The sequence below is a fragment of the Bradyrhizobium sp. WSM1743 genome (assembly GCF_000473065.1).
In the GTDB taxonomy this organism is placed as follows: Bacteria; Pseudomonadota; Alphaproteobacteria; order Rhizobiales; family Xanthobacteraceae; genus Bradyrhizobium.
The window spans coordinates 37298-62032 of sequence record NZ_AXAZ01000037.1; the positions used below are offsets into that span (position 1 = coordinate 37298).

Sequence of the window (24735 nt, forward strand, 5' to 3'; positions counted from 1 at the left end):
TGGACCCACACCTTCTTGTTCTTTCAGGCGGTAGCAGAAATGAGATACTTTGTCCGGCAGATCAGCGCGGACGGATAACAGCTGCGTGTGCCAAAGCCCTCAAGTATCCGCGCCAATGATAGCCCGCGAGCACCACCAATATTGGTGCGGCCCAGCATGACCATCGGCTGGAATTTCTCGGCGATGACCGTCTCACGTGCAGAAGCGCGAGAGATGCAGAGCAGGAAGATCGTGGAGAACCGACAGGTCCATTTCCAGTAGACCCGATTCGACCGCATCACCAAAGGCGATATCGATAACGATACGGGCCTTGGCGGTATCGACCAAAGCGTCGGCGGTGATACGCAGGCCGCCATACTCGGTTTCCTCGCGAATGCGATTGACCTTGACACCGTTTGGATCGAACTCCAGTCCATCGTCATAAGAAACGACCCCTGACTTCTTTGAAGATGCGGACCATCTCGTCCCAATCATCGATCTCGATGCTGAGGGAGTCGAGGGCACCACGGACTCGTGGAAAAATGGCCCGCTTGGAGCCATACCAAGCGTCTACGATCGGGCCAAATGTGGTAGGGTCAGTTCACCTTTGCCTGCGACAACTGAGAGGTTGAGTTCCTGCGCGGCAGCATCCAGGACCGGGACGGAAACGGCACTCTCGCGCGCTAGGCGCACAGCACACTCGATGTCCTTTGCAGCATTTGCAATCGAGATTGCCAGTGCATCTGGTTTCTCTCCCAACAAGAAGGCGGCGAAGGCTTGGAATATTCCACTGTTCGTAGAGCCCCGACTGACCAAAGAGCGTAGTGTTACAAGATCTATCTGTAGACTATCCGCGAATTGGCAGACCTCAGCGGCGACCGCAGCTATGCCCATAGTCATGCTGTTGTAAACAAGCTTGAGCTTGTGGCCGTGTCCGACATCTCCAACATGCATAATGGTCTCGCAAAACGCAGCAAGAATGCGTTCAGCGACGGGAAAGAGTGTTGCATCCGATCCGACCATCGCATTGAGAAGGCCGAGCTCTGCTTGCTCGGGGCTTCGTGTTACTGGAGCATCAATAAAGCTTAGACCTCGTCTTTGCGCCGTTTTCGCCAATGTAATGGTCGATGCGGGATACGAGGTCGTACAATCAATTATCAAACCTCCTCGGCACATATGAACAAACAGTCCATCGTGATTGAGGCACACCGTCTCAACTTCGCGGCTGGACGGTAAGGACAACACCACCACACTTACATGCTGCGCCAACTCAGCGATCGACCTATGCTCGCGAGCCCCTGCACCTATCAGGCGATCAGCACCGAACCGGTTCTTGTTGACTTTGATGTGGAGTTCGCTTTGCTGACGCAGCAGGCTGATGCCTATACCTGTTCCCATGCGCCCCGCTCCGATAAGCCCTATGCTCTGCTTGATCGTTTTGGGAGCCGCGTTCGCTGATGATCCGTCGCTCATAATCTAGCATTCCGAAAGAAGCCATGGCTTTGTAGGATGGGCAACAGCTCGTGATGGTTGTTGATGGTGTAATCTGGGCCTGCGGCTTGCAGGCGCGACGCCGAAACAAATCCCCCGGTAATGGATATGCTTTTCAGCCCGAGATTGCGTGCAATATCAGTCTCGACGGGCATATCGCCGATGATGAAGGTTGACGATGGCTTCAGGTTGTACCTGTGCATATAAAGACGAAGCCGCTCACCTTTGCTCATCGATTTGTATTGCGTGGCGCGGCTTTCAAAGGCGAGCACGTCGGTGACGTAGTCATCCACTCCAAGTCTCCTCAGCTGGAGCTGTAGGGGCGCGACTATGTGGTTGCTGAGGATGATGAGTAGCGCAGAGTCTCGTCGCGCTAACTCGAGCACTCTGCGCGCCCCCTCACGTAAATCAGCTTTATCCGCAAGAGGCTCGTATGTGTCGTGAAACAGTGCGCCCTCATCACGCTCCACTGTCTCAACCTCCTCCTGCGACATTCCAAGGCTATGATAGAGACGAGAGAGGGGAACATCAAAATGCTCTCGAAAGGTGTTTATGTCGATGATCGGACGACCGAAGCGGTCCAAAATGACGTTCGTCGTTTCGAGCACCGCGTACGTGTCATCGAGCAGTGTTCCGTTCCAGTCAAATACGAGAGTGGGTTTCATGATGCTGACCTCCGACGGGTATTGATAGGAAGAGCGGCCAGCACAGCTTCCAAGTTCCTGTTCGCGCGCTGCCGTCCAGCGGGGGTCGGCATCTCCAACGTGAAGGGTGACAAATCGATGCCCTCTAGCCTGTTGGCTAATATGGACACAAGAGCGCGGAAGGGCAGATAAGTGATTGTTGCTGCTTGGATCGCCGTCGCAATGTTGCTTTCAATGAGTTTAAGGGCTGGCGGGTCCATCCTGTGAAAGCGAAGGCACTGGGCGCGTAGTTCGGGCGGCAGCCGCTTCAATGCCTGCCAGAATGCGAGCTCATCTAGCGTATCAATACCCATGCCGTAGTAGTGTGGAGCAACTATAGGCGGCGAACCAATTGCCCAATGTACGGCTTTGGCTCCAGCGGCAAGTAGCATCGTTGTGACGGCTTTGCTGGTATCACCTCGAATGAGGGCCTCGTCGACAACTATGATGGTCCGTTTAGCGACGGCAGGGTCAGAGACGCGATACTTCTGAGCAATGCGAGATTGTCGGGCCCCGGCTCTGCCCAGGAGCGTTCGCTCAAGAAATTGCGTTGCCACTACGTCACTACGCTCGGCGAGCACACCCTGTTCGGCGAGTGATTCAAATAGACCATCGGCGTACGGCCCCCCAGTATTTGGCATGGAGGACACGATTGGCGGGATCAAGAGTGGGGCTGCTTGGAGTCGCTCCGCAACGATTCTCCCCAAGGCGACCCCGATGTTGTGACGGGTCTGGCGATGTGAATGGCCCTCGACCGACGTGTTCGGACTTCCCAAATAGAGAGTTTCGTAGGCGCAGAGTTTGGCCTTACATCCTCGGCTGTGCAGGGTATGGTCAACTCTGCCGCCCGTCTTGGCGTCCACGCGCTGTATGCTCCCAGGCAAGAGCTGCTGGGTCTCCCCTTCCAACCCAGCGAAAGCACAATTTTCGGAAGCAAAGAGCAACAATCCATTACTTGTCCGCATAGTCTCCAATGGTCGCAAACCGCTTCGATTGCGATATGCAACAAGATCACCGTTCTTATCTAGCAAAAGCGCGGAAATGGCACCATCGATACGATCATCAAGCTCGCGAAAGATAGCTTCGTAGTCCGCGGGCAAGCCGTGACGCCAATATTCTCGTTCGCAAGATCGTTCAATCCACCTCAGCAAGAGCTCGGCGTCTGTGTTGGTATCTAACAGTGGTCCTTGAGAGAGCAATTCGCTCCTGAGTTCATGAGCGTTCACCAAGGCGCCGTCCAGAGAAATTGCAAAATGGCGGCTAGGAATTGACTGCACGTCGCAGTCATCACCACCTCCGCTACGGATCTGCGCGATTGCTACATGAGGCCGAAAGCGCGGGTCCTGTTCGAGGCCGTCAATGCGTACTGAATTATCGTTCGAGTGAAACGCCCTCCCATATCGGATCCCACGCTCTTGCATGAAAGCAGAGACCGCGACACCTGCTTGCCCACGGAGTGCAAGTGTCGGAATCATTTTCTTCAGCTGATCAACAACACGCGACGATGGTCCGCTTGAAGCGCAGAGAAACGCACCGGCGACACCGGACATATAGTCACCCACTTGAAGGAACCGATCTGGCGGGGCGCCTCGCATGGCTAAAGTGCCTATGAAGGCGGAAGTTCGCTTCATCCGTAAGCAAGCGTCGTACCACCCTTTTGAAAATACTGGCTGGCACTATCAGAGCGAGGAGAATTGGAAGACGAGCCACTCTAGCCACTCAGTGAGTGTTGTGCGTCGTTCAGGTCCTCACACGGTGTTCAAGATGCTACGACTGTGTGCGAAAAGCGCCACACCGGAGCGACAAGGTGCGAGTGCTTGAAGTCCTTGAAAGCCCTCCTGTGAGCGCGAAGCGGAACCTGCAAATCCCAATCGTGTTGTCGGGCGATACGCACCACTACAGCCGATATTCAGGCAACGACGGCGTAACGCAGTTCATCACCTCCGGCGGCGCCGGAGCGTTTCTCCGCCCCACGCACCAGCTCGAGGACAACATGGTTCTCGATCCGAAAGACGGCAACAAGTCATGGCTCGGCAGCCGGGTGACCGAACTCAAGCTCAAAACGAAGCCGGATTGACCGCACGAAGATTGCGAGGCGGCAGCCTGCTATCCAAGCAGGACGGAAAGCTTGGAATTGCTGAAAGGCAACTTCAGTTTCGTGAGCCTGAACCTCGGCTTCTGTTTTCTGCTCGGGGCAATCTACTGGCTGGCGGGGCTCGCAACGGTGCATCTCTGGCCGGACTCGCTGGTGCTCGTTCCGCTTCTCTTCGGCCTGGGCTTCTGGGCCTAACGGCGAGCATCGGTTGAATTGTGACATCAAAGACCGCGGTTCGTCGCCGCCTCTGGAGGTCACGTCTCCTGATCTGGTAGAAGGATCGGTTAACGATCTCACTATCCGGTAAAGAGTTCCGCTGCACTCGTTCACCCGATGTCGGAGGAAGCACAAGGGGCGGCAGGTCGCAGGCACGCAAATCGTTGCCGTAGGCGGGAGTGTTTGGTCCGAAACCGGACGCGTCCGGTGTCACGAATCGGTCAAGTCGCTTCCAACTCCGACTTTGATCAGACAATCGCCAGCGATTCCTCTGATTGGAACTGGCCCAGAGCGTGCATCGTGACAGATGGGAGCCCATCTGAGTCTCGCGACATGAGCAACAGTGGCGGCGCCTTCAATCGAGTGGATCACCGATATTAGGTTCGAAGACAGTATGCGCATCTGCGGTATCAAACTGACCCATGACGGAGCAGTCGCCCTTATCGAGGACGGACGGCTTATTTTTTGTGTCGAGCAGGAGAAGCGGGGCAATAATCCGCGATATCAAAAAATCAACAATCTCGATGCGGTTGTTGTCGCCTTGGCAGAGCACGGTTTAGATCCGCGGGACGTTGATCGGTTCGTCATCGACGGATGGTGGGGCGAGGTTGAGTCACAATTTGAGGTTTTCAGTGGGACTGCACCCATTACCCTTAAAGGGGCACCGTATGTTGAGCGCGATGCCGAAGGCCTCCTCATAGCGCATGACGGCTCTGGCCTGATGCTCAACGAGTGCGCCTTCCCTTATAAAAGCTATCCGCATGTCACAGCCCATGTGGCTTCCGCTTTTTGTACTAGCCCGTTCGCCAAGGCCGGGCAGCCCGCGTTCTGTCTGGTGTGGGACGGAGCTTCCTTTCCACGTCTCTACCATGTAGAGCGCCGCGCCGCCAGGTTCCTCGAGTGCCTCTTCCCGCTGATCGGGCATGCTTATGCTGCCGCGGGCTATCACTTCGGGCCATACAAGCAGACGAACCGGACCAAGTGGGACCTTGGTGTTGCGGGCAAGTTGATGGCCTACATCGCGCTCGGTTCAGTGGATGAAAGCATCGTCGAGGTGTTTCAGGAGCTCTACGAAAAGCACTTTAGCACGTTTACGGAGCCAGTCGGTCGTTGCAGCGAAGACGCTGCGCTTGAGCCTGTCCACGAGTTCTTCGATGCCAGCGCGCTACGGTTCAAAGCCAAAGCCCCCGAAGATGTGCTTGCATCCTTTCATTACTTCCAAGAGCGTTTGCTCGTTACCAAACTCGCGAGTGCTATACAGAGACATTCGAAGCTTTCCGCCCGCAATCTGTGCATCGCCGGCGGCTGCGGTCTCAACATAAAATGGAATAGCGCACTACGAGCTGCCGGCTTGTTTGATTCTATCTGGGTGCCACCCTTCCCGAATGACAGTGGCTCGGCAATAGGTGCCGCTTGCTCCGCATTGGCGGCGGACCAAGGCTTTGTACCATTGGAATGGTCCGTCTATAGTGGTCCAGCTGTGGAGCGAGGCGAGGTGCCGCCCGGATGGGGCGGCTCACCATGTAGCATGCGTGAACTTGCAACCATTCTCGCCAGCAACAAGCCCGTCATTTTCCTTTCCGGCCGCGCGGAGCTTGGACCTCGGGCTTTGGGTAGCAGAAGCATACTGACCGCGGCGACATCGCCGCGAATGAAGGACCATCTCAACGACATCAAACTTCGCGAGCACTTCCGGCCTGTAGCGCCAATATGCCTAGAGGATCGTGCGCCGGAGATTTTTAGTCCTGGAACGCCAGATCCTTACATGCTCTTCGAGCACCTAACACGAGCAGAATGGCGGGACAAGATCCCCGCTGTTGTGCATCTGGACGGATCTGCGCGATTGCAGACTATTTGCAGGACCTCTCAGCACAAAGTCGCCGAACTTCTCGTCGAATACGAAGCCCTCACGGGCATTCCGCTACTATGCAACACAAGCGCCAATCACAATGGACGCGGGTTTTTCCCGAATGCGGCATCTGCCTGCCAGTGGGACCGCGTTGGCCACGTGTGGTGCGATGGCGTGCTGTGGACGAAACGCGCGGGCGGCGACGAAGCGCCGGCCAACGGCATCTTTCTCTCTCAGCGCGCGGAGGCTGGACCGTACGCCGAAGATCGGATACCTCCCGCCAGAGGCCACCTTGCTTGACGAATGCAATCGCGGCAGGCCCCAGGGGTAATCCTAGGGGCAGCGCCATGACGATTTCGAGCGCGGAGGTGATCACATCGCTGGAGCGGCGGCGCGGTGGTCGCTGGATGAGAGGGAGCGGCTTGTTGCAGCATCGTGCTCGGGATCCCCTTTCGCCCTCCTCGCGAAAGGATTCGGCGAAGGACTCGGGCGGCGAAGGTAGGATCAGTTATCCAGCGAGTATCGCCGCTCTCTCTTTTGAAATGCTGCTGCGCCGCCCTCAAGTATCCGACACACCTGCTGCCGAGTACTTTGTGTATCTGCGCAATCCTCCAAAGCGCCGGCTGCGTAAGAGAAGGACGGTAAACCGCCGTTCTCTTTTACGCATTGAGCGACAATGACTTGCTCGGCGTCCGTGTTGACGACTAGATTTGGGTTGTGTGTGATGAGAAGGATTTGCCGCCGGAGCTTGGCTTTTCGAAAATAGCTCGCCAAGAGGCTATAGATGGATTCGTTGTCAAGGTTCTCTTCTGGCTGATCGATCAGGAGGGGGCGGGTAGAGTCTCGGTAGGGCTCAAGTAAGAAAAAATAACAGCTTCGATCTCTCTAGTAAGCTCCCCACTAGCCGCATCATCGGCGCACAATCGCTCAACGAATTTCTGGGAGAGATATCGCACCTCGTTTTTGTCGGAAGCTGCGCCTTTAGCAGAGACGTCGACTATGGCCTCACGACCATCTCCCCAGATCAACCCGATCGACATCCCCTTGATGTGCTGGCGGGCCCGATCGATAAAGGAGTCTCTATCTCCGTCTTGCCAGCTACCGGCCGCGTACGCGATGAGATCATTGATCGCTGATTTTCCCATGCCCTTTTGCCTGATCACCGCAACCAGCCCGGGATTGAAGGGATAAGTTACGGTACCGAACCAGTCAGTACCGGAAAGCTTTACTGCGGCGAGGGTGCGAGACTTGTCATGTAGGGTCGGCGGTTCTTCTCCGATCCACACGCGGTCTTCAGGCTCATAGATTACTTGACGGAACCCTTCGAATGTGAGGTCAGCCTTTATCCAGCAAAATCGATTGTTGTGCGGTTTTAAGAGCTTCTCTAACGCGTGGGCGTCCGATCCATGGATGCATGGCTTGGGACTGCCGTAAACGCTCATAGCTTGCCCTTCATAGGTTCTTTCCCAGCCAGTATTCTCTGTCAGCAGGATTGCCGGAGAAAATCATGTCGGAAAAGCGATAGAGTTCTTCTCTAAATGCTTTAAATCCGTCGTCGTGCTGAATGCCGCTGGCGCCGTCATTGCTGCCAGCCGCGATTGCAACGATTGAGTTGCGTCGTAATCACCCCTCATACTTGAGCCACGCTCTGAACTTATTGAACTGATTAACTCCCTCACGGAGTGCTGCCGTATCGCTGGCTATCTCCGGTTTGACTGCTTACCCCAAGGCAATCAGCTGAGCATGTTGGCACGAGTAGGCCCGGTCGTTAAACTCTATCGAGAGCCGCCCCAGAGCATTGTCAATTTCGTTTTCATGATTTGGATCGTCAGGCGATATCAGGACATGTATGTTGATTGCCCTACCGTCGCGCGTCTTTGGAGTAATCCGAAATTCGACATTCGGGAAAATCATGCTGATGTTTGCACGTCTGCCGTCCGCCTTGAACTGAAGCATTCGACGATAATTGGCGATGCTCATGTAATCGGTTATTCCGAGCACATGAACCTCGCTCCTCAAGCGCTGCTAGGTAAGGGTGCCACCCTCCGACAAAATTATCAGCAAGAATGCTGCCCCGGTGTGTGAATGTGAGGATCCCATCTTCTCCAAATCGAACCTACTTCGAAACTCAAATTGATACCCCCAGCAATATGGGCCGCGACTCCGGTACCATGCCGGTGACCTCTTCGTTCGACGACCCGAAAATAGATTAGCAGGCAGGCACGCAACTGCAAGTGGAGGCTAATGACTCAGAAGCGACCCACCACTTAAGTTTGAGGCGCAATAGTTTAGCGCTCCCCTTGTGCCGCCCCCTCCAGCAGCGGCATATCGAGGCTCGGGATCTCCGGCATCGATTTGCCGGCAATGGCCTGCAGGTCACCAACCATTCCAACGGTAGACTCGATCACGGAAAGGATCTGGGTCTCGCGCTTAGCCCACTGGCGGCCCATGAATTTGCGCTCCCTGTCCAAGTCCTCTCGCATGTCATTGAACTTCTCGACAACAGCTTCCACCCGCTGCCGAAATTTGATTCCAGTCAGATACTGATAGACCTGCTCCATTTTGGTTTGCTGTCCCTGCTGCGCCATTCGCGATCCGCTGACTTCAATGAGAGTCTGACGGAGTGCGACAGCAACAGGTAATGCGTAGCGCGGGTGCGCAACCCACACCCCGTCCATCAAGTCGAAGTGCTCGATGTGCTTCGGAAGAGCCTGCGAGATAATGAGGGCAACGTCGGCGCCACAACGCCGCTGGTCATCGCGCAGCTTCGCGAGCCACCCATCGCTCCGTGCTTTCGTGCGTTTAGACTCCCAGAGAATAATGCCGGCGGATTGGCCGATCGAGCCGTTGACCTGTTGGACGACATCGGCTCCGAGCTCGCCCTTTCCAACAGGTTCGAGCAGGTCGGTGGGGAAACGTCCGCGTAACAGTACCTCAAGTTCGAGCTCAAGCGCCTCGCCTTGGGATTGCTGAGAACCTTGCTCGGCCTTACGTTTCAGCTCCTCGATGGTCCGTGTCATGGATTCGATGGTTTGATCTTTCTCCAAGACGCGCAATCTAGCCGCTTCGTCAGCTTCCAGGCGAGCCTTAGCTTGAATCTCAGCGATCGAGGCCTGAACGCGTTTTTCAATCGTGAGATTGAGTTCACGCTTCTCTTCGTCAAGTGCCCGTTGCTTGCGCATCAACTCGGCCTGGGCCTGCTGTGCCTCGGCGAGCTTGGCATTGTTTGCCGCAAGGCTTTGGCGAAGTTCGCTCGCTTCCGTCGAACCCTGGTACCGTCTGAGTCCGGCTTTTCCACTAGAACTGGGTTGGTTGCGGGCTTCGTCGGATTGCGCAGCGAGCATCGTTGTCGTCGGGGGCGCCTTTGATATCCGCATGAGCGAATTCGTAAGTCGATCAGAAAGGCCAACCATTAGAACATAACAAGAACATCAGAGTCTAGTGGAACGCATTGAGGATCGGCGAAAGACCGGCAAAACAATCAGTATAAAGATCGGCAAACCGAGCGGCAATTTTGGTTGCAATACTCAAAAGGTTTGTTTAAATACATAAGCTTAGAGAAATGTTCCTTTGGGCTTGAGATCGGCAAAAATGACCGGTGTAGGACATATGGAGCCGATGCTCCCGGAAATCGACTCCGGTTTGACCGACCAGGTTCTGGACCTAGTCGCCGGCGCCGGCTCGTTTGCAGGCGGCCTCAACGCTCCGCTCAAGACGAGTATCGGCGACCTCGTTCGCGCGATGAACTGCTACTACTCAAACCTGATCGAAGGGCATGAAACCCATCTGGCTGACATTGAACGGGCCCTAAAGAGCGACTATTCAGCCGAGCCCAAGAAACGCGACTTGCAATTGGAGGCAAAGGCCCACATCGAAGTCCAAGCCATGATAGATCGGGATCAGATGCCGCATCCGGCTATTTCCATCGACGGCATCCGTTGGATCCACCGCGAATTCTGTAGCCGCCTGCCGGAAGCCCTTCTCGAAATCGAAGATCCGGGCACCCGGAAGACCATACAGATGGTGCCGGGCGAGTTTCGCAAGGTCAGCGTCGAGGTCGGACGACACCAGGCGCCCAAACCGGAAGCCATCGAGGCGCTCATGTCGCGCTTCGTCCAAGCCTATTCCTCCCCGATGTTGAGCAGGACACAGCGCATCGTATCGGCCGCGGCGGGGCATCACAGGCTTGCGTGGATCCATCCCTTCATGGACGGAAACGGGCGCGTCACCCGCTTGATGTCACACGCCTTGCTGCGAGAACTCGGAATTGGGTCTGAGCTCTGGTCGGTCTCGCGCGGGTTGGCGCGCAATGTGGATCGCTACAAGACGTTACTCCAGGCGGCTGACGAGCCACGCCGTGGCGACCTGGATGGCCGCGGGACCCTGACCGAAGCAGGACTTGCTGAGTTCTGCCGCTTCTTCCTCGAAGTGTGCACGGACCAAGTGCGGTTCATGCAAACCCTTCTCAACCCCGCCGAACTCATGAACAGGATCGAAGTCTGGACGGAAGAGGAAGTGAGGGCAAAACGGTTGCAGAAGGGCTCTTGGCGGCTGCTTCGCGAAGCCATTCTGGTTGGCGAATTCCCACGTTCGCGCGCGACTGAACTCACAGGCTATCAGGACAGGCAAGCGCGCGCTGTGTTGTCAGATCTCGTGAACAGAAAGCTACTGGTATCCGACACGCCGAAGGGGAACGTTCGCCTTGGATTTCCGTCTGAGGTGGTTGAGCGCTGGTTCCCAGGTCTATACCAGCCCAGATCCGCCGCCACGAAGATAACTGAAGCTGCTGCAGCACCTGTCGTGACTGAAGAGCGTGAACAACTGGCTCGAGAGTTAAGCTCGCGCGTTGCCCGCAGAGGCTGGACCGCGCCCGACAATTTCGGTGAAGCGATCGCTATTTGTGCGGATGACCGTGCACTAGCGGCCATGCTGCAGGACGTCTGGCGGGTCGACTCCCTCGAAGATCTACTCGCGTTGCATTCCGTGCAATTGCCCGGAATGACGCCCGGTTAGTCCCCGGCTGACTCGCCCTGGTACCATGATGAGGCCCGCCGAGCTGCTGTCCGCTAGCAAAATCGCGCTGAGCGGCATCATCGGCGCCGCTCCGACCAGCAGCATTACGTCGCCGCGGCCGAGCCTACTGGCGCGCTAGGTACCCGCCGCCACTGCCGCCTCGAAGCGCTCGCGGGTCGAAGCTGCCAGACGCCCTAAGCCGAAATGCTCCTGCATTCCTCGGATGATGTCTTCATCCTCTTCCAAGCCTGTCGAGCGCAACGTGGCAGCGAGACTTGCCAGCTCGGGAAGCGGGATGTCGATGTGGTCGCGTCCCCCGCCGCCCCTGTAAGGAGTGCTTTCCCTCGCCGTGGCATCGAGCGGCCAGACAATCTCCCGTTCGCCGTCTTTGGTGGTCGGAAACCGATTGCGCCCGAGCGATGAGGCAACGATCTTTTGGACAGTCTCGCCCGAGCGCATAAAGCCGTGCGCGCGCGCAATTCGATCGACGAGGACGTCAAAATAGAGGGGACCCTCAATCTCGATGACATGATCGACCATACTACGCAGCGTTTCACGGTAGCCGACGTCGTAGAAGCGATCCCGGTCGGGTGTTGCCACACTGGCGGGGTCTGCCTTGACATAGGTTGCGGCGGAGGTCTGTTCTGCGTTCCGTTCTTCGTTCGATGGTCCGCGCGCGTAGACTTTCGTTGGCTCGGTCGGCTGGCGGTCGTCATTTGCAGGTTCCGGCGAGACTTTTGCTTGGTCTGCTTCGGACTCCGCTTGCGTGGCAGCGGTTTCGACACGGGTCGGCTTTTCGGGCTCATCCAGGGACGGTATTTCTTCCGGTAGAGGCGTGGGTTCTTCCTCGACAATCGGCCGCGAGGCGCGGTCGGCTTCGAGATCGGCGACCAACCTTGCGTGGATCTTTTCCGTCGCGGTGGCAGAATCCATCCACCATTCGGTGCTCCAGATCCGCCGAATTCGCCAACCGAGATCCGTGAGCACCATCTCGCGCAGACGGTCGCGATCGCGCGCCGTGGCTGACCGGTGATAGGCGGCGCCGTCGCATTCAACGCCGGCAAGGTATCGCCCGGGGAAATCCGGATGAACGACGCCGAGGTCAATCCTGAAGAAGGATACGCCCACCTGAGGATGAACTTCCCAACCGTTTTCCTCGAGAGCCCGCATCACGGCATCTTCAAAGGGCGATTCAGCGTCGCGGCCGGTTGGCGAGAAGGCCTCGGCGATAGCTCGCGCGCCGTTCTCGGCGAACTCAAGGAAGTGCTTGAAGTCGACTACGCCCTTGGCGCTGGTACGCCCCAGGTCGATTTGCTCAGGCCGCAATGTCGCGAACACCAACAGCTCGCGCCGTGCACGGGTGACTGCGACATTGAGGCGGCGGTGACCACCCTCATTGTTCAGTGAGGAGATCTGAGCCGTGACACGTCCCGTCTTGTCTGGCCCGACGGCGACCGAAAAGATGATCACGTCTCGTTCGTCGCCCTGAACATTCTCGATATTCTTGACTAGGATCGGCTCCCTGGTCTGGTTGCGGTCGAAATGCGGCTCAAGTGACGGGTCGGCGCGACGGGCCTGATCAAGCAAGTTCTCGATCAACCGTTGTTGCTCACCATTGAATGTGACGACGCCGATCGAATGGGTCGAAGTCCTCATGCGGCGGACTACCTCGGCTACGACAGCTTCGGCCTCCTTGCGGTTCACCTTGGCACCGCCGCGCTCGTAGATGCCGCCTTCCACATGGATGTAACGGACCGCGGTATCGCGCGTCACAGGGGAGGGGAAGGTCGTCAGCTCGCCGCGATAGTATTTGACGTTGGAGAAAGCGATGAGGCTCTCGTGGCGACTGCGATAATGCCACGACAAGCGCATGCTCGGGATGTTTGAAGCCAGACACTCATCGAGAATGCTCTGCTGGCTCTGGACGATCGATCCGTCGTCGTCCTCGTCATCGACGCCACGCTGACCAACATTCGTGGGGGGCAGCTGTTCTGGGTCACCAACGATGACGACTTGGCTGCCGCGCGCAATTGCTCCGATGGCATCCCATACCGGGATCTGTGAGGCCTCGTCGAAGATAACCACGTCGAAGGGCTTGGCATCCGCGGGCAAGTACTGGGCGATGGATAGCGGGCTCATCATCACGCACGGGGCCAGCTGGGTCAACACCGTCGGAAGGCGGCCAAACAGCTGCCGAAGCGGCATGTGCCGGGCTTTCTTGTTGATCTCACGCGCTAGCGTGCCCCATTCCGGATCCTTGCCGAAATTTGTCTGAGTCGGCACCGCCGCCCCAATGCGCGCCTTTACGATGTCCCTGGCCAGCTCTCCGATCTTCTTATCGGCAGCGACAAACGCTTCAATCGTGGCCTCGTGCTTCTCCGCAAGGAAACTACTGAGAACCTCGTCCTCATTCACGATAGCTTCGGAAATCCAGCGCGCATAAGCATAATCGAACACGCTCGTAAGAGCCGCCCCATCTACGACCCCATTTTCGACAGCGTCGACAAGAGGGGACAGCCCCGCTACCCGCGCCGAATGAGCAGCCCAACGCCAGGTGGCCCACTGCGGAGCCTTGATAACGTTTGATTTCCAAATCGTGGTTCGCTGGAGGAGGGCGTCAAGCCAGCCCGATTCGATCTTGACGATGTCCTCGGGGTCATCAAGGCCGATACATGCACCTAGCTCTTTGGCCGTCCGGTGCATGGTAGGAAATGCCTTGTACATTGCCTCGAAAGCGTGGCGAACCTGACCGCTCGGTCGGAAGCGAGAGTTATCCCGAAGCAGCAGGTCCTGGACATGCAAGAGCAGCTGATCGGGTGCCATGCCGTCAACACGATAGGCATCGGCCGCATCGCGCAGGTTTGTGGCCCAATCAATCAGTCCTTGGAAACGAGACGTCTCGCTTTGCGGCCCGCGCCAAAGGCGTTCCATGCCCCGGAAGCGAGGTTTAATATTCTCAATTTCACGTAGCAAGACTGCTAGCTCTTGCAGTACAACAATGTCTCGACCAATGTCGTCGGGCACTTCCCCGGCGCAGTATGGCTTCAGCGCCAATCTGACTTTCTTTTTCCGGCTACTTCGCACCAGAACATTCGATGCGCACGCGTCCGTCCAATCACGCTCAAGCGAGGGCAGATCGAGCAGCGTCGCTCTGAGCTCATATTGGATCGAAAGCTGTGAGTTCTTTTCGTTTAGCCGGCCTATGGCATCGGCAAGATCATACAAGGCGTTTACGCGTTCTGGTGCGTCGGCCGAGAGCAAAAGCGATCCATCCACGGCGTCGGCGTGCAGCATCAACGAGACGAGCTTGATCAATTGCGGCAATAGACCATCGTCGCCAACAGCGCCATCGAGCCCAATAGACAGCACCAGATCGTCGGCAGCCGTCCTAACTTCCTGGAGAGCGAGGTGAAGGCGGTCGACCAGCTGCTGAAGCGACTGCACCCACGCAGGGCTCCATTTGGTCTGCTCGATTCCTTTGAGTGGATGGTGGACGGGATCACCCACAGCCTCGAGCGCGGTACGGATATCCGAGCAAATCTCGCGCATCCGAGCCAGGTCTTCGGAAGAATGTACCGTGCCGGCAGGCCATGTCAGTCCGACATCAGGAAACTGTTCGCGGTCGGCGATCACCCGACCGAAAGCCTCATATGCCGTCATCCCATTGGCACGACGTCGATGCAGCGCGGAAACTAACTTGTTCAATTGGTCGCGCCGTCGTTTCAGCTCGCTGGCGGCTGCTGTCCAATGCTCTTCGGTCACAACATTGCGTTCGCGCCAAGCGGTAGCAAGCTGCTCGAGCACGCTGGACTTCTGAGCCTTGGTCGAATGAACCTCGAGACAGTAATTGCCGAGGCCAATTGCCTGCATCCGCTGTCTTACAACTTCAAGCGCCGCGGTCTTTTGCGACACGAAAAGCACCGTCTTTTGGTGAGCGAGGCAGTTCGTGATCATATTCGCGATCGTTTGGCTCTTGCCCGTACCTGGCGGGCCGAAGAGCACGAAATCACCTCCACGCTGCGCCGCGAGAACGGCGGCGATTTGGGAGGAATCGGCCGACAGCGGCACAAAAAGCTCGGCCGGATCTACGACTTGGTCGATAGTGCTCTCTGCGACAAAAGCGGCCCCCGAGCTGTTATAGGTGTGGGTAGGGGTATCTATTAGATGTCTGACGACCGGATTTCGCTTCAATATCTCGGAACGGTCGACGAGATCCTTCCACATCAGGTATTTCGTAAAAGATAGTGTCGCGAGCACGACCCGCTCGGTGACCTCCCAGCCCTTGATGCTCTTGATGTGGCGCCTGATTGTCTTCCAGACGCCTGCAACGTCGACACCCGCCGCGTCTTCCGGCAATTCTTCTTGGAGCTCGGGCATCGAAAGGTCGAAATCCTGCTTCAACATTTGCAGCAGTGTCGGATTAAATCGAGCCTCGTCCTCATGCAGCGCCAGGCGAAAGCCGGATCGCACACTTTTGCGCTCGAGTTGGACAGGGATGAGGATTAGCGGTGCACGGTAGGGGCCGGCGCCGTCCTGCGGCGTCCATTTCAGGAACCCGAGGCAGAGGTACAGGATATTCGCGCCGCCTTCCTCAAAGGCGAGGCGGGTAGCGCGGTAGAGGTCTGTTAGCCGGCCCTCGAGCTCGGCTTCTGGAACGGCGGTGTGAAGTTCGCCGCGGACCATAGCGTCGCTGAGGAAGTCTTTGCGGGCGTCGTCCTGCAGCCGCTGCGCGAGGAGCGCAGTATCGCGCCCATCGCTGCCGTCGAGCACGTTGGCCCTTCCGAGCAGTTTGAACCGGTCTCCCCCCGAGAGCTTGTCCTCCAACATCGCGGCATCCGGGCACTCGATCGCGATGGTGGATTTCGAGTCCTTGAAATTCAGCAGACGGTTTCTCAGCGTAAGGTCTAGCAGATTGCGCTTCCAAACCTCGAGCCGATCTGGGCTTCTTTCAGAGACGGGCTCGCGGGGCTTGTCGAGATCCTCTTCAAATTTTGGGATCTCGCCGACCTCATGTGAGACGGATGGTGTGCCAGAAGGCGCGATGGTCGGCTCAGCGCCCCCCGATAGATCGAGTGGCCGGATCTTGGCGCTTCGCGCGCGCTTGACGTCAATGGCGAGCTCGAACGGGGACGTTGCGTCCTCGGCAATAAGCTTTGCTCCGGCATCGACGGCTTGTTTGAACCTCGCTGGATTTGACCCGGTGAGGACCGTGGTCTCCACGAGCACCATCTCCTCGAGCTGTGCGCGCTTGCGCAGCATTTGCGGATCGTCGATAACAAGGCTCGAAAAGTCCTCATCCACGAGCCACACGCCAACAAAAGCGTGGCCTTCGGTCAGGACGAGCACGGGGTTCAGGCCGGCCTGCTCGAGACAGGACGCGTAGAGGAGAGTAAGGTCCAGACAGGTACCGACCTTGCGAGACAGGATCTCGCTCGGCCCCCGAATCTGCTGGCCCGAGCGCTCAAAGCTTTTCGGAGGAAGGACGTAGGCGATCGAGTGCGAAACTAGAGCGGCCCATAACGCATCGGCGATTTCCCAGGCCCTGGTCTTGGTCTTCTTGCGATAGCCGTCCATCGCGTCGTCCCGGCCGGCCGCGGCGAGCTTACCCGAGGCTTCCCGCAGGATAACATCCACACTGGGATCGGTCGGCCTGACGAACGCCGCCAGTAGCTCAGGCGCTGCGTTAACGCCGCCCCAGTGCGAGGGCGGGAGCAGATTGAGCTCGACAATCTTTTCGACAAGCTTTTCGCCAGCGGCATGCACATGTATGCGCAACTGGGCTCGCCTCGACGCATTGATGCCAGCCAGGAATGCCGCGTCCAACTTCAGATCTAAGCTGCGGATGTGATGGGTAGCTTGGTTGGCGACGTGTTGGATTCGCCACACACCCGGAGTGATAAATGGCGGATCCGCTGTGAGGTGCACCGAAAGATCGCAAAGATCACGACCAATCGCATTTTCGATCGCAAGTTCGCGAACGATCGGAACTGCGTTCTGATAAAACGCGATGTTGACGTTGTCAGCAGCGGTGCAATTTACTTTCAGTTCGCCAGCTGCTTCACCGACCTCGACCTGGTCCGCCATACTCTGCCCCCGAAAATTTCGACCCCGCAATCATCTCAACCAAAGAGACATGCCATGTAATGCTCGATCTGGCTCGCCGTCATTGCGTCCGCCTGGAAATCTGCCATGATGGCCAAGAGCGTCTTGTACGCGTTTTGCGGGACTGTAAAGTACGCACGTCGCGTGTTCGTGCGGAACTAATGTCTTATGCTCCGGATTTTGGTGTGTGCCGCATCGTAGTAGCTGCTAGTTGAAATGGTGGGGCTAGACCGCTCGGCTGCCCCCAGGCAGCTTCGATTCCCAAGCCGTGGTTTTGCGGGCATTCGGGAGGCAAGGCGCGAGCCGCCTGGTGGACAACCTCTCCGAAGAGTCGGAAGGTGGTGAAGGTATTCAGCACATTGGTTGGAATCCGCCCGATTTCCATTTCCGCATCTGGATAAAGGCCTGTGCATATCGAACAACGCCTCCCCCGGCGCTACGTTCGACGAGCACTTTCGTATAGCCATCTGATCTCGGGGAGGGCTGCGCTCGTGCAGAGGATAGGCCCGACAGGAAAGGTCATGGTCGCAAGGCGTTCGACACGGCGCTTCCGATGAGTGAAGCATTCTTACGTCGACTGCAGCTTGCGACGGTCGGTTAACTCGCGCGAGAACAGTTCTCCCGCTCTTGTCCTTCGCTGGCTGGAACGACGTCGCGCCGGGAGCGAGGGTCATGAGGAGTTCGTGCGTACGTGTGCAAGAGGCATCAAACAGCGGGCTCCCCGGCGTGGAAACTCCGCACCAGGCTCCACGTGGCCGCGATGCTTGCATCGGTTATAACAATGAACTTATTGTCGTATTGCGACGAATCGGCTCGAGAGTTAAGCTCGCGCGTTGCCCGTAGAGGCTGGACCGCCGGACAATTTCGGCGAAACGATCGGCGTTATGCGGATGATGATGCGCTGACGGCCGTGCTTTAAGATCTCTGGCGCGTTGACTCGCTCGAAAATCTGTTCGCGTTGCACTCCTTGCAGCTGCCCGGAATGAAAGTTGGCTAGCCCACGACCAGCAGCAGCACTATAGCAGCGCCGCCAATGCGAGGGCGACTACGGTGCTCTGCTGGCGCCAGCAACAGTGACAGATGCCTCAAAGCTGGAACCGAGCAGTAGGTAATCTGGCGAAATTCGGCCCATCGCAAGTCGTCGAAACGGGAATGGAGCGAGCTCCGATTTGAATTGCGCCTTGGCTCAGCGTTCGCACACCATGCAGGCTGTAAAGCAACTGATAAGGCTCCTGTGCGCATTCCCGCACCAATTGCCTATATAGTGCTCTACGTCGCCCTCTACGCGGCGTTCGGCGCCGCATCTCCGTTCTGGCCAAAATTTTTCGAAACGAGAGCTCTGACGTCCCAGCAGATCGGGCTGATCCTTGCAGCCGCAATGCTGACGCGGCTCGTGTCCGGGCCGTTGGTTGCTAGGCTGGCGGATCAGCTCGGGGCATTGCGCCTCGTGCTCGCAGGCTGTGCTGCCGTGGCGGCCTCAGCAGCCGTCGCAATGCTGTGGGCCGATAGATTCTGGTGGTTGCTCCTTGTCGCGTTGGTTCAGGCTGCCGCTCTCGCCCCTACCACCTCGATCGCCGATGCGTTATCGGTCAATACAGCAAGGCCTCGCTTCGCGGGACGGCCGTTCGAGTACGGGTGGATACGCGGAGCTGCCTCCGCGGCTTTCGTCCTGGGAACACTGGTCGTCGGACAACTCGTCAGCCCAGCCGATCTCACGCCGGTTATCTGGATGAACGCTGTCTTCCTGATCGCCGCCACTGGCGCCACTGCATTGCTAGCTGGGCAAGCCCGATCGCAGAGGCCGCCGTCCTTTGCTGTGTCAGGGCTGAACGCTCTGATCAGCGTGTCGCAGTTTCGCGTCATGATTGTCGCATCGGCTTTGATCTATGGCAGTCATGCAGTGCACGATGCATTTGCAGTGATCAGGTGGGGCGAGGCGGACATCAGCACTTCGGCGATCAGCTTTTTGTGGTCGGAAGCGGTGGTCGCTGAAGTGTTGGTGTTCATGCTGGTCGGCCCAGCACTGCTGGACAGGTTTGGCGTGCGTGGCGCGGCTGTCTTGGCAGCTGCGGCCGGAATCGTACGCTGGTCCGTAGCGGGCGTGACCACCTCGGTGTTGCTGCTCTCGCTGATACAGCCATTGCATGGATTAACGTTCGCTCTGCTCCATCTCGCTTGCATGCGGATGATGGGAACGCTGGTCGCAGCAAGCGTCGCCGCAACTGCGCAAGCTCTCCATGCGTTTGGCTCAGGATTGGTAACGGCAGTACTGACCTTCCTGTCCGGCGCACTGTATGCTTCCTATGCCGGGGCGGCGTTCTTTCCCATGGCGGCGCTCTGCATCATCGCGCTCCCATTAGCCTGGTTTGGCTTCGCCAATGGGAGAGACTGATACTTCGGTCGAGCAAACGGGGGCAAGGGCCGCCGGTCTATGCTCCGCCGAAGGCGCATCCGGGCTGCATCTCCTGTCTCGCGCGGTCGGTCACTTTGACAGTCGGACTTCCCTTTACGAGCTCAGTGGCGCCGGTTTCTGCGGTCATGCGGGCCTTGCAGAAAGGTGTTCCCATCGATGTCAGCTCGTCTTGGATCTCCGCTATGTCAATCTTTCGCCGATGTCCAAGCGAGCACCGTTGCGGCTCAACCAAGGAGCCGACTTCGCCCGAACGTAAAACCAGTCGGTGCGAACCTTCTGGCCACCTCAAGCGCGTGGTTCTCGCTGCATTCCAGCGCGATCTTTTGGGAAAGCATAACATCCCCGACCGGCAGATTGCCACGCGGCATGAAACACAGGCCGCCCATCGGGCGGCCCTTTTTGTCGACCTCGCAGACGTTCGTCGACGCGCCCGCGTAGATCCTATATTTCCTGCCAGTATCGCCCCCGGTGACCTCGAAGTAACCCTTTTCCGTGAACTGTGCACGCTGGGCCGGCGAAAGCCACGCCCGCAAGAGCTGCAGCGAGCGGCCCTCCGGAGTTCGTTCGGCGCCGTGTCTGATGAAGAGAGCCCGAATGGCTCTCGCGCGCCGGCCTTCACGCGGGCGAGATGATCTGCAGCCCAACATAGCGCGGGCCAATCACCCGCCGACCAGCCTGGGGAAGAAGACGGTTTCTTCCGCGTTCGGGTCGAACGATCGCATTTGCGATACTTGACCCGGACCCGCCCGGACTGCCGCGGTGAAGCCGGCGTCGGTTAACTTGTGGAACCGCCGTTCGGCCTTAGCGAGCTCTCGCGCGTCGTCTGGATTGAAAAAGTGACGGCTATCGCCGGTACTGTCCATCACGATCTGGATCGCCATGATCGTCTCCCTCGGAATGATGATGGGCAAGACTTGTCCAAGTATTCCGCCGAAGTGGCGGAGTTTCAAGACAAGAGATTGCCGACCTAGCCCAGACCTTCTCTTGGCGCGGCAAGGACGCCGGCGCGGCCACACCGAACCGTATACCGTCGAGCCTCAAAGAGCTTCTGAGGCGGCTTTCCAGCCCGCTAGCTCGTCGCGCCTTTAGCGGCCGCTTACGAGATGCAAGCGCCAAGGCTGAGATCAGCCGCTCGATTTAGCCTTTGGTGGCCGTCCAGTATGACCGCGGTCTGCAGTGAAGCCGCAGTCGATATTTTCAAGTGACGCGCTGTATGCCTTGCGATAAGCCCCGAAGGCATCTGAAACAGCGAACCGACGGCTGAGCGGTATTGGATCCGATCGTGTAGATGCACAGGGCGTGCGGCGGATGGTTGAGCGCTTCGAGCCGAGCATGTGCCCGCCAGCTAGGAACCAGCCGAAGAAAGGAGATTTATTCGTTAGACGCATTTTGAAGGGTTTAACAATGGCGATCGATGCTTTTAGAGGAACAACGCCGCTGTTTCTTCCTGAACGTTTTTTTGTAGGGCGGCTAGAAGGTTGGGCAGTGCTAGAAAATCTAGTTGGCGGACTACTGAAGCGCGCGACAATTGCTGGCCACGGAGAACTAGATGCCGATACTGATACAGTGCTGTTCACCGAGGCATATACATTTGACGATGGTCATAGCGATACTCTGCATTGGACGATCCGAAAGGGTGAGGAAGGCAAGTACACCGGCTTGGAAAACAGACTGGAAGGTGAGGCCATCGGGGAGCAAGGCGGTTGCGCATTCCACTGGAAATACACACGCGATACGCCGCAAGGGAGCGGTAGATCGTTTAAGCTGAATTTCGACAATTGGTTTTATGGAATCGATGAACGAGCTTGCATAGTCCGCGGCCGTGCTGGCCGTGCCGGTATCCCATTTGCGACGGCGCACGTTACTTACCGTAAGCTTTAGCCTCGCTGGTGTCTGCCACCGCCACAGGCGAGAGCAGGTGGGGGCACAGAGAAAATCGGACCGCGGGCGAAGGTTGTCGGCAACCGCTCGCAGATCTCTCCGGGTGTTGAAAGGGCACGGCCGCAAAGCCGGCGGGCGGGTCTGGGCAGGTGGGGTCGGGAGACGTCCTCGTTCTGCATTGCACGAAACAGGTCGTGCCCGATCGCGCCGCTCTCGAATGGGGCGATGAACATGCCGTCGGGCCGGCCGCGGACCAGCCGGGCTAGGTCTTGCGCATCTCGAGCGGGAGCTGGCGCAGATCCTCGCCGCCGAGCGCGAGCAGATCAAACGCATAGAGCTGCACCTCACCGTCGTGCCGGCGCGAGTGCAGCGTGTTGAAGTCGGAGACACCGTCGACGCCGAGCACGGACGGCCTCGCCGTCGATGTCGAATTCCTGCTCGCGGTTGCGCTGCGCCGCCTGCACGATCCATGCAAAACGGTCGGTCCAGTTGCGCCCGTTCCTGGTGATCAGGCGCTCGGTGCGGCCGTTCCGCTCGGCACGCAGGCGATAGCCGTCATACGTGATCTCGTGGAACCGGTCGGGGCCGGAGCTGGGCAGGTAGAACTCGAATGTGCTCGGCATGAGAACGAGATAGTCACGCGCCCGCGAATATGCGAATCTTGCGGTCGATTTGAGCGTCGGGATCCCTCAGTGAGGCACCGATTTCAATTGCATTGCCATACCTTGGAATTGCGGTCTGCTGCTTGCTCATAGTCTGGTTGGTGAGCCCGGTGCTTTAGGACTGGAGCGGAAGGCTAGCTGCACGCCCGAGCGGCCAAGTTGGCTTTCGACGAAATCATTCAAGGAGATCTCGTGACCTTCAGCAGTAATCCTGCGCTCGAGATCGCGGGCAATGTCCTCGGACGCCTCGCGCGAGCAGCCCGACCGGGTTGAACGCGGCCACACGGAGCACCCGGTCATATTGCCCGGCGAGAAGAATCGCCGATCAGCGTGGAATGGTCGATGCCTTCCTCGGTCTCGCGGAAGGCCGCACCGTCTCGGAATTCCCCAAGGACGATGTAAAGGTCGTTGTCGAGGCGATCGTTCGGAACGATGGACGGCGAGGCCATACGCAGAACTCCACTGACCAGAGTCTAAGAGAGGCAACGTTGGGGCCGAAGCTGGGCCTCGCGCGACATATGCAGAGCCCTTCACCCTTGTTCTCCCACTCCGCTCTCACGCACCAGGCGAGCAACTCGGCGAGGGCCGTCCCACACCTCAACAGTAGGGTAGGCTTCTAAGAATTTCTCGGATCGAGCTTGGGCGTCTTTGTCCGTTGGGCAATCGATTTCATAAACTGAAAGACAACGCCTCCTGCATCGACCGCGTACCCAACATATCGCATCGCAGTTCCCAGATTGACGAGAACTGTTATCGAGATTCATTCGCCGCTTGATCGTCCCTGCGGCTGCGTCTCATCGTGAAGGAGGCTGGGGCCTTGGATCATGGCGTCACCTCCGCAATTCGACTCCGGGCGCTTTCAGCCACTCGCTCATATGCAGACCCTCTTCGAACTGGCGGGCTTTACGCAGCAACTCTTCCCGTCTGACACCTGGGGGAGCCGCCTTTGCACTTGCCCGCAGGCGCTCGGCTTCTGCGGCAAGTCGCTCTTCTAGAGATTGCGTTTGTTTGAAGCGACGCCGGCGCTTGGCCATGATCCGCTCCCCGGTTTGAGTTGGGCGGGAGCGCTGCGCTGCGTTCCGATGTTTGCCACTGTGTCTTGCAGTGATGATTGCAAACTACCTCAGTGGACGGTTTTATTCCCTCTCAATTGTTAACCGCTGTAGTTAGGATACCCCGACTTTTAGGGTACTTCGCCTCTACGGTTTTTCATCTGGAGACGGCTCATAGGTCTCGTCCTAAGAAGGTATCCGGCCTCGGCAACTGCTTCGGCCGCTTGCGCCGTTAACTGGCGGAGTTTGGCGTTCTGCTCCGCAAATCTCGGCAGCCAGATCGCGCACGCTATGGATGGGGGATTGGTCGGCCGTGGCGACGCTTCTTTTGCTATGCAGGCGCTCTCGGTCTCTCCGCCACAGACGCGTACGGACAGAGCCGAAAGCCGGTAACGCCGGAACAAATGGGCCTATAACCCATGGTTCTATTGAAATTGTGACAGAGCGGCCTAGCTTTGGTGCGGTTTTGACGAACCGTAGGGATAGGCTCGCTGAGCAGCTCTTTGGCTTTGGCAAGCAATTCGAAAGATCGCCGGATCATTTCCCACTCGCGCTCGGTCTTGGCGCGCATCCGTTCAATCTTTCGTTCGATCTGTTCTAGTCATTCTCAAGTCGTCTGTTGCCATAAAGCGCCTCCCGGCCAATCCGGAAGATTAACTCATGTTAAGTTTCTGGGCTTGCCGGATCACTCCCCCGGCTTCGTTTGGGGGCATGAAGCTGCGTTTCGCTTATTGCCCCAGACAGTGACAGACCTCTCGGTCCCAGCTCGGTTTTTAGATCTGGAAAACGCAGGCTGGGGCCGATGTGGTCCACTCTGGAAGCACAGTAGTCTTTGGCGTCGAAGTTCCGAGCGGAGCCGAGGGCGTCCAGCGGGTTGGGTTCCGTATTCTTCCGGCGTTTTCCCTCCGCGCGCAGGTTGTTGCGGAAGACTGCGAGCTGGCTTTACAATCTCGCCGTGTGCCGTCTGCATGACATTTGAGATTTCGGCATCCGCGATTCACATATGTACTCGGCGGATCACTGCAGTTCAGTCGATGCTTGAGAACTCATTTCGTAACGCATTTGGAGCGACATGTCGTGTAAAGCAATAGTCTCAGCTTACGTACGCTTAAGGAACCAGCAGGCGCTTGAAGATATGAGAGACCTTCGGCGCCAATTGCTCGAGTCCGCGTCCGGCTCCGCAAGCAAGCACCTTCACGCAGATCTCCGATTGATCGAGGATGGGTTGGAACAGCTCCGCCGTCGCAAACTTTGAGGCCGGCACCGAATTCGCTGCCGCGGCCCTGCCACTCCTGCTTT

Annotated in this window: 19 protein-coding genes; 6 read left to right on the forward strand and 13 right to left on the reverse strand. The window is 57.8% G+C overall.

The annotated features are described in order from the left end of the window. Positions 1–192: 192 nt before the first annotated feature. The 4 genes from YU9_RS42190 to YU9_RS0121660 all read right to left on the reverse strand — a co-directional run bounded on the left by YU9_RS42190 (position 193) and on the right by YU9_RS0121660 (position 3703). A complete protein-coding gene (locus tag YU9_RS42190) occupies positions 193–474 on the reverse strand; it encodes a hypothetical protein (protein ID WP_027574678.1) in 282 nt (93 codons plus the stop codon). Positions 475–549: 75 nt separating this feature from the next. Then, positions 550–1452 (reverse strand): NAD(P)-dependent oxidoreductase, encoded by a 903-nt coding sequence (locus YU9_RS42195; protein ID WP_051380470.1) that lies wholly within the window; start codon positions 1450–1452, stop codon positions 550–552. Continuing rightward, positions 1449–2135, reverse strand: a complete 687-nt coding sequence (locus tag YU9_RS0121655; protein WP_027574679.1) for an HAD family hydrolase — start codon at positions 2133–2135, stop codon at positions 1449–1451. Before YU9_RS0121655 ends, YU9_RS42195 begins: the two co-directional genes overlap by 4 nt. After that, on the reverse strand, positions 2132–3703 hold the full coding sequence (locus tag YU9_RS0121660; protein WP_245266472.1) for a hypothetical protein: 1572 nt from the start codon (positions 3701–3703) through the stop codon (positions 2132–2134). The genes YU9_RS0121655 and YU9_RS0121660 overlap by 4 nt, the downstream gene beginning before the upstream one ends. Positions 3704–3960: 257 nt before the next feature. Here YU9_RS0121660 and YU9_RS0121665 point away from each other — a divergent pair, with 257 nt between their 5' ends. From YU9_RS0121665 to nodU, 3 genes are all read left to right on the forward strand, one after another. Further along, the gene (locus YU9_RS0121665; protein WP_156952034.1) at positions 3961–4230 is read left to right on the forward strand and encodes a hypothetical protein; all 270 of its coding nucleotides are present in this window, start codon (positions 3961–3963) and stop codon (positions 4228–4230) included. Positions 4231–4281: 51 nt separating this feature from the next. Then, complete coding sequence (locus tag YU9_RS48000) at positions 4282–4443, forward strand: hypothetical protein (protein WP_156952035.1); 162 nt, start codon at positions 4282–4284, stop codon at positions 4441–4443. A gap of 415 nt (positions 4444–4858) precedes the next feature. Continuing rightward, positions 4859–6613: a nodulation protein NodU gene (nodU, locus tag YU9_RS42200; RefSeq protein ID WP_051380475.1), complete on the forward strand. Its 1755-nt coding sequence runs from the start codon at positions 4859–4861 to the stop codon at positions 6611–6613. 521 nt (positions 6614–7134) lie between these two features. On the opposite strand, the gene YU9_RS0121680 is transcribed toward nodU, so the two are convergent. The 3 genes from YU9_RS0121680 to YU9_RS42205 all read right to left on the reverse strand — a co-directional run bounded on the left by YU9_RS0121680 (position 7135) and on the right by YU9_RS42205 (position 9657). Beyond that, positions 7135–7755 carry a hypothetical protein gene (locus YU9_RS0121680; protein ID WP_027574682.1) on the reverse strand — a complete coding sequence of 207 codons (621 nt, stop codon included), beginning with the start codon at positions 7753–7755 and terminating at the stop codon, positions 7135–7137. A 277-nt stretch (positions 7756–8032) separates the two neighbouring features. Beyond that, positions 8033–8293, reverse strand: a complete 261-nt coding sequence (locus YU9_RS0121685) for a hypothetical protein (RefSeq protein WP_156952036.1) — start codon at positions 8291–8293, stop codon at positions 8033–8035. Positions 8294–8601: 308 nt separating this feature from the next. Beyond that, on the reverse strand, positions 8602–9657 hold the full coding sequence (locus YU9_RS42205) for a DUF2130 domain-containing protein (RefSeq protein WP_371259181.1): 1056 nt from the start codon (positions 9655–9657) through the stop codon (positions 8602–8604). Between the two features lie 265 nt (positions 9658–9922). Here YU9_RS42205 and YU9_RS42210 point away from each other — a divergent pair, with 265 nt between their 5' ends. Further along, positions 9923–11326 (forward strand): Fic family protein, encoded by a 1404-nt coding sequence (locus tag YU9_RS42210; protein ID WP_063623737.1) that lies wholly within the window; start codon positions 9923–9925, stop codon positions 11324–11326. Between the two features lie 135 nt (positions 11327–11461). Here the strand turns inward: YU9_RS42210 and YU9_RS0121705 are convergent, their stop codons facing one another. Continuing rightward, positions 11462–17410: a DUF3320 domain-containing protein gene (locus YU9_RS0121705; RefSeq protein WP_084299029.1), complete on the reverse strand. Its 5949-nt coding sequence runs from the start codon at positions 17408–17410 to the stop codon at positions 11462–11464. A 1252-nt stretch (positions 17411–18662) separates the two neighbouring features. Between YU9_RS0121705 and YU9_RS0121710 the strand changes: the two genes are divergently transcribed. After that, positions 18663–19820: an MFS transporter gene (locus YU9_RS0121710; protein ID WP_027574685.1), complete on the forward strand. Its 1158-nt coding sequence runs from the start codon at positions 18663–18665 to the stop codon at positions 19818–19820. Positions 19821–20500: 680 nt separating this feature from the next. Here YU9_RS0121710 and YU9_RS0121720 read toward each other — a convergent pair. Then, a complete protein-coding gene (locus YU9_RS0121720; RefSeq protein ID WP_027574687.1) occupies positions 20501–20722 on the reverse strand; it encodes a hypothetical protein in 222 nt (73 codons plus the stop codon). Positions 20723–21245: 523 nt separating this feature from the next. On the opposite strand from YU9_RS0121720, the gene YU9_RS46035 reads away from it, so the two are divergent. Then, on the forward strand, positions 21246–21722 hold the full coding sequence (locus tag YU9_RS46035; protein ID WP_084299034.1) for a DUF3833 family protein: 477 nt from the start codon (positions 21246–21248) through the stop codon (positions 21720–21722). A 262-nt stretch (positions 21723–21984) separates the two neighbouring features. Here YU9_RS46035 and YU9_RS50075 read toward each other — a convergent pair whose 3' ends face one another. From YU9_RS50075 to YU9_RS46045, 4 genes are all read right to left on the reverse strand, one after another. Next, positions 21985–22128, reverse strand: coding sequence for a hypothetical protein (locus YU9_RS50075; protein WP_245266480.1), 144 nt, complete (start codon positions 22126–22128; stop codon positions 21985–21987). Continuing rightward, positions 22067–22345: a hypothetical protein gene (locus YU9_RS50080; RefSeq protein ID WP_051380471.1), complete on the reverse strand. Its 279-nt coding sequence runs from the start codon at positions 22343–22345 to the stop codon at positions 22067–22069. The genes YU9_RS50075 and YU9_RS50080 overlap by 62 nt, the downstream gene beginning before the upstream one ends. A gap of 335 nt (positions 22346–22680) precedes the next feature. Then, positions 22681–22833, reverse strand: coding sequence for a hypothetical protein (locus YU9_RS48005; protein WP_156952037.1), 153 nt, complete (start codon positions 22831–22833; stop codon positions 22681–22683). A 381-nt stretch (positions 22834–23214) separates the two neighbouring features. Continuing rightward, positions 23215–23418, reverse strand: coding sequence for a hypothetical protein (locus YU9_RS46045; protein ID WP_036017765.1), 204 nt, complete (start codon positions 23416–23418; stop codon positions 23215–23217). Positions 23419–24735 lie beyond the last annotated feature (1317 nt).